Origin of the sequence: Microbulbifer weihaiensis (genome assembly GCF_048323715.1) — a bacterium.
GTDB lineage: Bacteria > Pseudomonadota > Gammaproteobacteria > Pseudomonadales > Cellvibrionaceae > Microbulbifer.
The window spans coordinates 198,866-211,792 of record NZ_JBLWFL010000004.1 but is presented as its reverse complement, the minus strand read 5'-3'; the positions used below and the strand labels follow the sequence as shown (position 1 = coordinate 211,792).

Annotated in this window: 9 protein-coding genes; 4 read left to right on the top strand and 5 right to left on the bottom strand. The window is 58.5% G+C overall.

Annotated features, from left to right (window positions below; translation table 11 throughout):
* The first annotated feature begins 171 nt into the window (after nt 1-171).
* A complete protein-coding gene (locus tag ACNKU7_RS05610; RefSeq protein ID WP_418295982.1) occupies nt 172-1,710 on the top strand; it encodes an FMN-binding glutamate synthase family protein in 1,539 nt (512 codons plus the stop codon).
* A 31-nt stretch (nt 1,711-1,741) separates the two neighbouring features.
* Nucleotides 1,742-2,983 carry a cation:proton antiporter gene (locus ACNKU7_RS05605; RefSeq protein ID WP_418295981.1) on the top strand — a complete coding sequence of 414 codons (1,242 nt, stop codon included), beginning with the start codon at nt 1,742-1,744 and terminating at the stop codon, nt 2,981-2,983.
* Between the two features lie 347 nt (nt 2,984-3,330).
* Here ACNKU7_RS05605 and tdh read toward each other — a convergent pair whose 3' ends face one another.
* The 5 genes from tdh to ACNKU7_RS05580 form a co-directional block, all read right to left on the bottom strand.
* Complete coding sequence (gene tdh / locus ACNKU7_RS05600; protein ID WP_418295980.1) at nt 3,331-4,356, bottom strand: L-threonine 3-dehydrogenase; 1,026 nt, start codon at nt 4,354-4,356, stop codon at nt 3,331-3,333.
* A gap of 71 nt (nt 4,357-4,427) precedes the next feature.
* On the bottom strand, nt 4,428-5,627 hold the full coding sequence (locus ACNKU7_RS05595) for a glycine C-acetyltransferase (protein WP_418295979.1): 1,200 nt from the start codon (nt 5,625-5,627) through the stop codon (nt 4,428-4,430).
* Between the two features lie 149 nt (nt 5,628-5,776).
* Entirely contained in the window at nt 5,777-5,992 is a 216-nt protein-coding gene (locus ACNKU7_RS05590) for a hypothetical protein (RefSeq protein ID WP_418295978.1), read from the bottom strand.
* Between the two features lie 284 nt (nt 5,993-6,276).
* Entirely contained in the window at nt 6,277-7,710 is a 1,434-nt protein-coding gene (locus ACNKU7_RS05585) for an aldehyde dehydrogenase family protein (RefSeq protein ID WP_418295977.1), read from the bottom strand.
* A gap of 27 nt (nt 7,711-7,737) precedes the next feature.
* Entirely contained in the window at nt 7,738-9,360 is a 1,623-nt protein-coding gene (locus ACNKU7_RS05580; RefSeq protein WP_418295976.1) for a 5-guanidino-2-oxopentanoate decarboxylase, read from the bottom strand.
* A 230-nt stretch (nt 9,361-9,590) separates the two neighbouring features.
* Between ACNKU7_RS05580 and pdxH the strand changes: the two genes are divergently transcribed.
* On the top strand, nt 9,591-10,229 hold the full coding sequence (gene pdxH, locus ACNKU7_RS05575; protein WP_418295975.1) for a pyridoxamine 5'-phosphate oxidase: 639 nt from the start codon (nt 9,591-9,593) through the stop codon (nt 10,227-10,229).
* A gap of 347 nt (nt 10,230-10,576) precedes the next feature.
* On the top strand, nt 10,577-12,871 hold the full coding sequence (locus ACNKU7_RS05570; protein ID WP_418295974.1) for a TonB-dependent receptor: 2,295 nt from the start codon (nt 10,577-10,579) through the stop codon (nt 12,869-12,871).
* The last annotated feature ends 56 nt before the right edge of the window (nt 12,872-12,927 follow it).

The window sequence follows — 12,927 nt, the reverse complement described above, 5'->3', positions numbered from 1 at the left end:
CCGAGTAAGCTTGCCGGGCTCGTGCTATGGCGACCGCTTTCTCTTCACTGTGTCTCGATAAGGGTGAACTTGCGACATAGGGAGCGCTGTTCCCTTTTGTGTCTCTGCGCATACAATTGGCTCCATAATCGACAGAAAACGCGATTGCTCGCGCAATACAGGGACGCTGGGATGGATCTTCAGGCGGTAGCCGCTATTCAGGGATTTGCGGTAAAGGTACTGCAGCTTTTTGCATTGTTTTTTGCTTTTGGGCTGGTGCTGCTGGTGCTGTATGTGGTGTACATGTACCTGTCCGACATTCGCCAGTCCAAACAGGCCATACGGAGGAATTTCCCGGTACTGGGGCGGTTTCGTTACCAGTTTGAACATCTGGGTGAGTTCTTTCGCCAGTACTTTTTCGCCCTCGACCGCGAGGAGATGCCGTTCAATCGCGCCCAGCGCAACTGGGTATACCGGGCCGCGAAAAACGTGGATTCCACCGTTGCCTTTGGATCCACCCGGCCACTCAACCAGCCCGGTGATATCGTCTTTCTCAATCATCCGTTTCCGACTCTGGCCAAGGACGCCGTTCCGGCCCGTGAAATCACCGTTGGGGAAGGGGTGGCACGCAAGCCCTATAGCACCCGATCCATTTTCAACATTTCCGGGATGAGTTTTGGCGCCCTGTCTGTGCCTGCGGTGACGGCTCTGTCCAAGGGCGCCAAGAAAGCCGGGATCTGGCTGAACACGGGCGAGGGCGGCCTGTCGTCCCATCACCTGTCTGGCGGTTGCGACATCGTATTCCAGATAGGTACGGCCAAATATGGAGTACGTGACAAGGAGGGCAACCTCTCGGACAAGAAGCTGGCAGAAGTGGCTGCGTACGAGCAGGTGAAAATGTTTGAGCTGAAGCTCTCGCAGGGGGCCAAGCCGGGAAAAGGGGGCATACTCCCGGGCGTCAAGGTCACTCCTGAGATCGCCGCCGTGCGCGGTATCCCGGTAGGTGAGGATTCCATCAGCCCAAACGGTCACCCCGAATTCCGCGATGTGGGTGGGCTGCTGGATATGATCGGGCATATCCGCGACGTCACCGGCAAGCCGACCGGATTCAAGTGTGTTGTTGGCAGCAGCAACTGGCTGCACGAGCTGTGCGAAACCATCCAGCGGCGCGGGTACGAATCCGCCCCGGACTTCATCACAATCGACAGCGCTGATGGCGGCAGCGGCGCGGCGCCCCAGAGCCTGATGGATTATATGGGCCTGCCGTTAAACCGCAGTCTGCCTTTGGTGGTGGATCTGCTGGATCAATACGGGCTGCGCGACCGGATCAAGATTATCTGTGCCGGCAAATTGCTGACACCCTCCATGGTGGCCTGGGCGCTCGCCATGGGTGCAGACTTCGTCAACTGTGGGCGCGGATTCATGTTTGCGCTGGGTTGTATCCAGGCGATGCAATGCAACCGGAATACCTGCCCCACAGGCGTGACCACACACAATCCGGATTTACAGCAGGGCCTGGATCCGATGGACAAGGCGGAGCGGGTCTACAACTATGCGCGCAATATGGAATATGAAGTGGGCACTATTGCGCACTCCTGTGGAGTAGCGGAACCGCGGCAGTTACGCCGTTCCGACGTGGAAGTGATTAATGAACGCGGTGTGCCGATACCGCTCTCGGAAACGGTGCAGGATGTAAAACCGAAATCCGTAATCGCGTCCGACCGTGACTAGACCCTGGCTGTAAGAAATACAGGAACCTTCTATGGATGGAGTAACCACCCTTGTTGGCCAGGGACTGTACATGGCCGTGGCGGCCGTCTTCGGATTGGCCATTGCGCGTGTCCTGGGGCGCGACAATACACTCGGTTGCCTGATTGCCGGTGTACTGGCCGGCATGCTGCTGCCAGTGCTGGATTACGATACCGGACTGCGCGCGGAGAACCTGCACCAGCTGGTGTTTTTTGTCATTCTGCCTGTGCTGATTTTTGGTTCTGCCTGGAAGATAGATCCGCAAACACTTGTTCGCTGGCTCGGCCCGATCATCCTTCTGGCCACGCTCGGTGTCGTGATATGCATGCTGCTTACCGCGGTGCTGGTGTACTTCGGTATCAATCATCCGGAGGGCTTTCCCTGGCTGGCGGCTCTGCTAACCGGTGCGATTCTGGCGGCCACGGATCCGGTTGCGGTGGTGACGCGATTGCGCGCAGGGCATGCCAATGAAGGGCTGTTGACGCTGGTGGAAGGGGAGAGCCTGTTTAACGATGCCGCGGCGATCGTGCTGTTTTCCTTCGTACTGGGTATTGCGACGCACAGTGTCATGGAGGGGTCGAATCCTACCGGTGAACCCATTGCCGGCGCGTGGGCATTTGTCGTGTATTTTTCTGCGGTATTTTTTGGCGGGCTCGCCATAGGGGCTATATGTGGCCTGCTTACGGCGATTGTGATTTTGTTCATCGCTTCTGCCGGGGCAGCGCTGATGCTGCTGGTACTTGCGGCGTTCGGCAGTTTTTATCTGGCGGAGCACGTGGTGGGTGTTTCGGGCATTTTATCGGTGATGGTATGCGCGATCGTTGCGCGTGCGTGCCTGCGTGAGCAGCACGAAACTTTCCTTGTGCATGCGGAGCCTACGTGGGAGTGGCTTGAGCTTCTGTTTAACGCACTGATCTTTGTGATCATGGGGCTGGTGATCACGTTTGAAATGTTTTCTCACCAGTGGCTGGCGATAGTGATTGGTATCGCGGCGGCATTGGGTGCGCGCGCTTTGGCTATTTCCATGCTGGCGCCACTGGCCCGCTTTGTCGGGCCGCCCGTTCCCAAAAGCTGGCGACTGGTACTGAGCTGGGGCGGATTGCGCGGTGTGATAGCGGTGGCGCTGGTGCTGTCATTGCCAACGGAGCTGCCCTACTGGTGGACAGTACAATCGATCGTATTCGGGGTGGTGTTGTTTTCGCTGCTGGTGCAGGGTACGTCCAGCACACGTTTGATCAGGAAACTGGGCCTGTGATTTCCAGCGCCGCGATATGCCATAGCGGTTGACTGGAACTATGGCTGGTTTCGTTTTCGCCCTTGTTTTTGTAGTAGATGGTACCTGCAAGCCAGAGCAGTAACAGGGCGAATAATAGTACACCGATGACTCTTATCATGGATGTTGCTCCTTGGCCTTTCCCGTAAAGAAATTTTTACCGGCTGTGGTGGCGGCCAAGCACCGGGTGGAGCATTTCGAAACCGCTTTCGAAATACTCCACCCAGTATTTAGCCTTCAATTCGCCGTTTGCACTTCGTCAGCTGAAAACATTCATTATTCAGCCACAGTAATACAACTTCAAAAACCGGCGATGGCAGCGGGCTAGCTCACTGCCAGTTGAGAATCACCTTGCCGGATTCACCGGAGCCCATGGTATCGAAGCCTTTCTGGAAATCTTCGATCGGGAACTGGTGGGTAATGATCGGAGACAGGTCGAGGCCGGACTGAATCAGGCTCGCCATCTTGTACCAGGTCTCGAACATCTCGCGGCCGTAAATACCCTTGATGATCAGGCCCTTGAAAATGACCTGGCTCCAGTCGATCGCCATTTCGCCCGGGGGAATCCCCAGCATCGCGATTTTGCCGCCGTGGTTCATGGCCGACAGCATGTCGCGGAAGGCGACGGAAACACCGGACATTTCCAGGCCGACGTCAAAGCCCTCGGTCATGCCGATTTCTTTCATCACGTCGGAAAGCTTCTCGCGGCTCACATTCACGGTGCGGGTTGCACCCATTTTCTTTGCCAGGTCCAGGCGGTAATCGTTGATGTCGGTAATCACCACGTGGCGTGCGCCTACGTGGCGCGCTACCGCCGCGGCCATAATGCCGATGGGGCCGGCGCCGGTAATCAGTACGTCTTCACCCACCAGATCAAAGGACAGTGCGGTGTGCACCGCATTGCCGAACGGATCAAAAATTGAGGCGAGCTCGTCGGGGATGTTGTCCGGGATCTTGAACGCATTCAGGGCCGGAATGACCAGGTATTCAGCAAATGCGCCCTGGCGGTCAACGCCCACGCCGTAGGTGTTGCGACACAGGTGGCGGCGGCCGGCGCGGCAGTTGCGGCAGTGACCGCAGGTGATATGGCCTTCGCCGGAAACCCGGTCGCCGATATTGAAACCAGCGACTTCCTGGCCCATGCCGACCACTTCGCCCACATATTCGTGGCCCACAATCATCGGTACCGGAATGGTCTTCTGGGACCACTCATCCCAGTGGTAGATGTGCATGTCGGTGCCGCAAATGGCGGTCTTGCGGATCTTGATCAGCAGGTCATTGTGGCCCGGCTCCGGAATTTCGGCATCGGTCATCCAGATACCGGGTTCGGATTTCAGTTTTGATAAAGCTTTCATAAATCTTGCAGTACTTCTCAGCTTGCAGTCCCGGGGACGGCAACGCGGAGCCGCGGGGCTCCGCGTCGGGATTAGATGATGTTCAGTTCTTTGCCGACTTCCACGAAGGCGTCGATGCAGCGATCGAGCTGTTCGCGGGTGTGTGCAGCGGACATCTGGGTGCGGATGCGGGCCTGTCCCTTCGGCACAACCGGGTAGAAGAAGCCCACAACATAAATGCCTTTTTCCAGCATCTTGTCGGCCATCTGCTGGGCCAGGGCTGCGTCGCCGATCATCACCGGGATAATGGCGTGGTCGGCGCCGGCCAGGGTGAACCCGGCTTCGGTCATGCGCTTGCGGAAATACGCGGAGTTTTCCTGCAGCTGGGTACGCAGCTCGCCACCTTCCACCAGCATGTCCAGCACCTTCAGCGAGGCGGTGACAATCGCCGGCGCCACGGAGTTGGAGAACAGGTAGGGGCGTGAGCGCTGGCGCAGCAGGTCGATGATTTCCTTGCGGCCGGAAGTGAAGCCGCCAGAGGCACCGCCCAGGGCCTTGCCCAGGGTGCCGGTGATGATGTCGACACGTTCGACAACATCACAGTATTCGTGGGTACCACGCCCGTGTTCGCCGAGGAAGCCGACGGCGTGGGAGTCGTCGACCATGACCAGGGCGTTGTACTTGTCTGCCAGATCGCAGATGCCTTTCAGGTTGGCGATGACACCGTCCATGGAGAACACACCGTCGGTGGCGATCAGCTTGGTTTTGGCGCCGGCCGCGTCGGCGGCTTTCAGCTGCTCTTCCAGATCCGCCAGGTCGTTGTTGGCGTAGCGGAAACGTTTTGCTTTACACAGGCGCACGCCGTCGATGATGGAGGCGTGGTTCAGGGCGTCGGAGATGATGGCATCTTCCGGGCCGAGCAGGGTTTCGAACAGGCCGCCATTGGCGTCGAAACAGGAGGTGTAAAGGATGGTGTCTTCGGTCTGCAGGAAGTCGGACAGGCGGGATTCCAACGCCTTGTGAATGTCCTGGGTACCGCAGATGAAGCGCACGGAAGCCATGCCGAAACCGTATTGATCCAGGCCGTCTTTGGCCGCCTGGATCAGGTCGGGGTGATTGGCCAGCCCGAGGTAGTTGTTGGCGCAGAAGTTGAGAACCTGGGTGTCATTGTTGACCTGGATCTCGGCGCTCTGCTGGGAAGTGATGATGCGCTCGCGCTTGTAGAGGCCATCCGCTTCAATCTGCTGCAGTTCATTGCGCAGGTGCTGGAAAAAGTGCTCGGGCTTGGACATAAGTTGTTATTGGCTCCTTCAGTGTGCTTTTGGCACTGCGTTGGCATTGAGATGGACGCAAAAAGGGGATCTCGTCGCAGTTGCGTCCATCGGCCGGGTTCTGGATACCGGGTATTGTAGGTTGCTCGGCGCGCAAAGCGCGGCTCGAATTATCCCACCAATTCACAGGCCTTGTGGGCCGTGACCGGTACGTCGCTGGCGCGGCAGTGGGTGGCGAACGCCAGCGCATCTTCCGTCGAGTCGAACAGTAACTGCCACAGCAGCTGGCGATCGCCGCGTTTGACTGCCCTGACGGCCGTTCGGCTGCGTTGGGGAGCAATCTGGATTTCGATAACGTCGGTGCTGGATAACTGTAATTCGGACATGTTCCCTCCAATAAAAATCTGGAGGGCTGACGGCGGAAGAGGCGATGCCCTGGATTTCCAGAATCATCGCGACCCGGTTGGATTGCGTCGCTGGTAAAAGTACCAGCAAGAGCCCCATCCCCGACGCAGCGTGCAAAAACCATGCAGTTAGCGAAGGGAAACCACCTTGCCCCGGTAGGCAGGTTGGCGTTGGCGTCAGCCACTCTCTTGATGTCGCGGGCAAAGATAGCGGGGAGAGAATTATCAGTCAACAGCGCCGCCAATTGTGGCGGCGCTGCAGGATTTTATGCGGGCAGCTGGACGGATTTCAGTTCAATAAACTCGTCCAGGCCGGCCTGGCCAAATTCGCGCCCGTTGCCCGAACGCTTGTAGCCGCCGAATGGCGCATCGTAATTGAACTCGCCGCCATTGACGAAGCACAGGCCGGCTTCGATACGTCTGACGACGGGCATGGCGCTTTCCGCGTCTTTCGCCCATACGCCACTGGAAAGCCCGTACTCGGTATCGTTGGCGATGGCGATGGCCTCGTCCAGGTCGCGGTAGGGGATCAGGCAGGTGACCGGGCCAAAGATCTCTTCGCGGGCGATGCTCATGTCGTTGCTGACATCGGCAAACACGGTGGGTTTGACGTAGAACCCCTGCGGGAACTCCTCGGGTACCTCGCTGCCGCCGGTGACCAGTCGCGCACCCTCCGCTACGCCTTTGTCGATATAGCTGCGCACGATCTCACGCTGGCGGGCGGAGGCGAGCGGCCCCATAAAGGCCTCTTTGCCCGTGCCCATGGCGACGCCCTCCGCCACTGACCTGGCGATGGCGACGGCTTCCTCGTAGCGCTCTGCCGGTACCAGCATGCGGGTGAGTGCGGTACAGGTCTGGCCGCTGTTGATGAATACGTCCTCGCAGCCCCAGCGCACGGCCTGTTCCAGATCCGCGTCCGGGGTGATGATCAGGGGTGACTTGCCACCCAGCTCCTGGGTCACGCGCTTGACCGTGGGCGCCGCGGCCTTGGCCACTTCGACACCTGCACGGGTCGAACCGGTAAAGGAGACCATGTCGATGTCCGGGTGCGAGGACAGGGCTGCGCCAACAATCGGTCCCGCGCCCGGTACCAGGTTGAAGACACCCGCTGGCAGGCCCACCGCATCAATGATCTCTGCCATCACATAGTCTTGCAGTGGCGTCATCTCGGAGGGCTTCTGGATCATGGTGCAACCTGCGGCCAGCGCCGGGGCGACCTTGCCCACGAACTGGTGCAAGGGATAGTTCCACGGCGTGATAAAACCGCACACGCCCACCGGCTCGCGCAGTACTACCGAGTGGCCAGCCTGCTCGGTTTCTTCCATATGCTGCGCGCGATCCGCGTAATAGCGCATGGCGTAAATCGGGCCATCCACATGCAGCCATTCGGTGATATGGGCAGGGCAGCCCAGGGCCTGGGAGATCGCTTCGATCAGATCCTGTTTGCGCGCTTCCATGCCGTCGGCAATCGCGTGCATCAGTGCCTGGCGTTTAGCCGCGCGGCTGTGTCGCCACTCCCTGAACGCCTTGCGTGCGGCAATAACAGCCGCATCCACATCCTCGACTGTTCCCTGAACAACCTGGCAAATTTCCGCTTCCGTGGCAGGGTTAACCACTGAATGCAGGGTGCCGGCGGTGGAGTCCCGCCAGGCGCCGTCAATGTACAGTTTGTCGGTAGGTAGTTTGGTCAGATCCGTCATGGGGGCTCCTGAGGTCATGTCTTGTAATTACGGCGCAGTGATTTCAATCAGGGTCGGGCCCTTGCGTGCGAATGCCTGCGCAATCGCGGGCGCCAGCTCTTCCGCCTGCGAAATTCGGCAGCCGGCGGCGCCAAAGGATTCGGCCAGTGCGACAAAATCCGGTGCGCGCAGGTTTACGCCCTCCTGAGGTACAGCGGCCTCATCCATAAAGTCGCGTATTTCCCCGTAGCCGCTGTTATTCCAGACCAGTATGGGCAGCGCCAGTTGCTGCTCGACGGCGGCAGCGAGCTCCCCGAGGGTAAACATCAAGCCGCCGTCGCCGATCAGGCCAATGACCGGTCGCGGACTGGCGAGCGCCGCGCCTATGGCGGCGGGCAGGGCAAAGCCCAATGTGCCGTAGCCTGTGGTGCAGGTGATATGGCTGCGGGGCTGGTACAGCGGCAGCGCGTGGTTGGTGTTGTAGGCAAGCTGTGTGGAGTCGGTTACCAATATGCCGTCATCCGGCAGTGCCTGGCGCAGGGCTTGTACCCAGGGGAAACGGCTTTCGGAACCGGGCCACCATTCATTGCGGCAGTTGGCGACCAGTTCCCCGGTTTCCGCGCCGGCCAGCTGCACACGCTGTTTGTCCGCCTCCGGCAGGAGTGCGTTTAGCTGTGCAAGGGTTGCCTGCGCATCCGCGCACAGGGCGAGATCCGGGTTGGCATTGCAGACCAGCTGTGCTGGGTCTATATCTACGCGGATCAATTTGCCGTTGAAATGGTAATTTTCGCGCATCAGGTTGCGGTCGGTCTCCGCCAGCTCAGTAGCGACGGCGAGAACCACGTCGGCCTGCTCCACGCGCTCGCGCACCGCCATAAACGACAGATTGGCGCCGCCGCACAGTGGGTGCCGTTCGTCTACGATGCCTTTTGCCGCGAGTGACAGAAATACCGGAGCGGCGATTTTTTCTGCAAGTTCAGTGGCTTCTGCGGCGCAGTGTTGCGCGCCGCCACCGAGCAGGATCACCGGCGCTTTGGCTTCGCGCAGCCACTGCGCCGCGGTTTCCAGTGCGCGTGGCTCTGCGGCCGGCAGTGCGGCCAGGGGGGCTGCGCGGTAATGTTCAAGAGTGCCGGGCATTGGGGCCGGGAACAGGTCGATAGGTATTTCGATATGCACGGGGCCTGGGCGGCTGGAGTGCATCATCTGAAACGCGCGTGCCAGAACCTCGGGGAGCTGGGTGGCACTGGTCACCGCGTGCTGCCAGATGCAGAAGCCGCGGGAAACATCCTGCTGGCGCGGCAGTTCGTGCAGGCGGCCGCGGCCAAGCCCCAGGTCTTCGCGTCGATTGACCGCACTGATCACCAGCATCGGGATGGAATCGGAATAAGCCTGGGCCATGGCGGTGGCGGCATTGGTGACACCGGGGCCGGTAATCAGGAAGCACACACCCGGCTTGCCACTGGCACGTGCATAGCCGTCGGCCATGAAGGCCGCACCCTGTTCGTGGCGCGGCGTGATATGGGTCAAGCCGCTGCCGGGGAGGCCGCGGTAAAGTTCGATGGTGTGTACTCCGGGAATGCCGAAAACAGTATCCACACCGTACTGGCGTAACAAGTACATCAGAGTCTGGGCACAGCTGGGCCCCTGGGGGCGCTGATCGGATGCGTGCATAAAATTCCCCGAAACAGTTATAGAGTTTGGGTCGGAGCCTAGCCGCCCGGGGAACGCCCTGCAAGCGTCCGCAGAGTCTGCGCTCTGGCGGGGAAATACGCCGGATAATTGAGTGTAGTCCGCGTGAGAATTGCGGAATATTGCGTGTTTTGGGAATTGGCATGCAACTGCGTAAACTTGCGCACAGTAAAGAATTGAAACTGAAACACTGAAGTAAGGAAGTGACAGCGATGGAAATTGATCAGTGGCGCCGCGAGTACCTGCAGGGCGGGCTTGAGCGCAGTGACCTGGACACCGATCCGGTTGTGCAGTTTGAAAAATGGCTGGCCGAGGCGGTGAAAGCGGATCTTACCGATCCGAGTGCAGTGTGCCTAAGTACCGCAGATGCCAGTGGCCAGCCGTCACAGCGCATTGTGTTACTCAAGGGCTTGGATGCCCGCGGATTTGTGTTTTACACCAACCTGAAAAGCCACAAAGCTTGGGACATAGCGGCCAATCCGAAAGTCAGCCTGCTGTTTCCATGGCATATGCTGGAGCGCCAGGTCATTGTCGGTGGCACCGCGGAGATGCTGAGCGAGCAGGAAGCCGATGACTATTTTCGCACCCGCCCACGTGACAGCCAGATTGCTGCCTGGGCTTCGCACCAAAGTGATGCAATCCTGAGCCGTGCCCAACTCGAAGAACAGTTCAGCGGGTTCCGTGAACGGTTTGCGGATCAGGATGTGCCGCGCCCCGAATTCTGGGGTGGCTATCGCGTGCGTCCGCACACGGTGGAATTCTGGCAGGGCAGGGCATCGCGCCTCCATGATCGCTTTGTGTATCGCGCACTGGATGCTGGCGTATGGCAAATTGAGCGCTTGTCTCCCTGAAGACTTTTTTCCGGTATTTTAATCCTGATGTGTTGCGCGGGCCGGTGTTTCCATCGGCCCCATCTTCCTTCTCAATGCTCCCCAATCATCTACTAGTCTGTTAGCTCTCTGTTTAAAGGTGGGGTGTGGCGAGACCGGCGGTTTGGTTCTGGCGACAAATAGGCTTTTGCATTTGCATCGCCTGAGGTAGTCTCACGGTTATTGGTCGTGAGTGAATTTGACCAATGTTTGCAAGGACTGGTCGGCATCTGAAAATGATGAATTAAGGAAGAAGCAGTACCGGCCGCAGTGTTCTGTTGCTATATAAAGACTGAATAACAATAAATCAGCGCAATGGAGAGAAAACAATGAGAGCCCCTTTCACGCTTGCCAGTAACACTGGCGCTATTATCCGTAGAAACCGAATCCTTGCCTCCGCGTGTTCAGCCGTCGCCCTGGCCCTGGCTGGCGGTGCCACGCCTGTTTGGGCGGCAGACAAGGAGGGATCGATCAGTACCATCCTTGAGGAAGTTCAGGTTACGGCCCGCAAACGGGCAGAGGCGGAGCGGTTGCAGGATGTCCCGGTGGCAGCTACTGCTTACTCGGACGCGCAGCTCGAGGCATTGCAGGTGCGAGACCTGTCAAGCCTGTCTTTTAAAATGCCCAATGTGCAGCTGGACGATGTCGGTACCGTTAAGAATACCGCGAATTTCACCGTGCGCGGCCTTGGGGTAAACAGCTCGATTCCTTCCATCGACCCTACTGTCGGCGTGTTTGTCGATGGCATGTATATGGGGATCAATGCCGGTGTGGTTACCGACCTGTTTGATCTGGAGGGTATTGAAGTGCTGCGCGGTCCGCAGGGGCTGCTGTTTGGCCGCAACGTGACCGGCGGTGCCGTGGTCATCAAGACGGCGCGGCCGACAGAAGAATTCTCCAGCAAGTTCAAATTATCCACCACTGACAATCTGGATACCGTTGGCGCCGTCAGTATCAATGGTGCCATCAGCGACTCCGTTAACGGCCGCCTGACCGCTTACTACAACAACGATCAGGGCTGGTTCGAGAATATTTATACCGGTAACGACAATGCGGGTGCTTCCGATACCTGGTTCATCCGTCCCAGCGTCAGCTTTGCGCTGAGTGAAACGGCCGAGCTGCTGGTACGCCTCGAGTCTGGCCGCATGGATTCCGATGGCGTGGTGGCACAAAACCGCGGCGCATTGGCGGTCAATTTCCCGGCCTATCCGCTATTTGGTGTCGATGTCTCGGACTGGGATAACAGCGATGACTCTTTCGAGGTTGCCCAGAACGAAGAGGGCTTCCAGAAAGATGAGTGGAACCAGGTAATCACCGAGTACAATCAGGACGTTGCCTTCGGTAACGGTACCATCACCAACATACTCGCCTGGCGTGAGTATTCGGCAAACGGTATCGGTGATATCGACTCCCTCCCCATCACTGCTTTCCATGCACGCACCCGTGTCGATCAGAGTCAGCTGAGTAACGAGCTGCGCTATGCCGGCCGTTTCGGTGCTACTTCGATCACCACCGGGCTTTACTGGTTCAGCCAGGATCTGGAGTACTACGAAAATCGTATACTGCCTCTGTCTGCGCCCGGTGGCCTCGACTGGACCGGTGGCGGCGTGCAGGATCATCGCGCGATGGGGGTGTTTACCCAGGCGGATGTGGATTTGAACGATTCCTGGGTTTTGACTTTGGGTGGCCGCTACTCCACAGAGGAAAAGGACGCGCAGATCGCTACTATTCCGTTGAATCTGTGTGACCTGGACGGCTGTGCCGCTTACGATTTCGAGGACAAGGAGTCCTGGAATGCGTTCACGCCCAAAGTGGGAGTGCAGTGGAATCTGGCCGATAACGCGCAGGTTTACAGCTTCTGGACCAAGGGCTTCCGCAGCGGTGGCTACAATATGCGCAACACCGGCATTGACCCGACGACCGGTTTCCCATACCAGCCCGGCCCGACTGATCAGGAGGAGCAGACCAGCTTCGAGATCGGCGCCAAAGCTGAGTGGTTTGATGGGCGCGTGCGCGCGAACATGGCGGTATTCCACAACACCATCGACGATATGCAGCGCGAAGAAAACCTGAGCGATGTGATCAGTGGTGTGGTGCAGATCATTCGCAATACGGCCGATGCAACGATCGATGGTGCCGAGCTTGAAGCCATGGCCGCGCTCACGGATAACCTGCTGTTCACCCTGAATGTCGGCTATGTCGATGGCAGTTATGACCGGGTATTTGGTGATATCAGTGGCGATGGCATCGTGGACGGCACTGACCTGGGGCTGGAAATCCCGCGTCTTGCGCCCTGGACTTACGGCGTGGGACTGGTGCATGACCTGCAGCTTGGTGCTCTGGGCACACTGACTTCACGTTTCAACTTCAACCACCGCGACGAGGCGCCTTACACCGATACCAATATCGGTATGCTCTCGGAAGTAGATATGCTGGATATCAGTTTCGGCTTCTCGCCGGATTCCGGCAATTATCGCGTGGCACTATTCGGCAAGAACATGCTGGATCAGGTGACCGAGGGCAACAACACCCAGTTGCCGCCAACGCTGGGCGGTGCGGGAGCCAGCTTCACGCCGCTCAACAAAGGCCGTGTGATGGGCGTGGAATTGACCTACGACCTCTAAACAGGCCTAAAATGAAAGCCCGGCACTGCCGGGCTTTTTTTATTGTTCAGAATTGT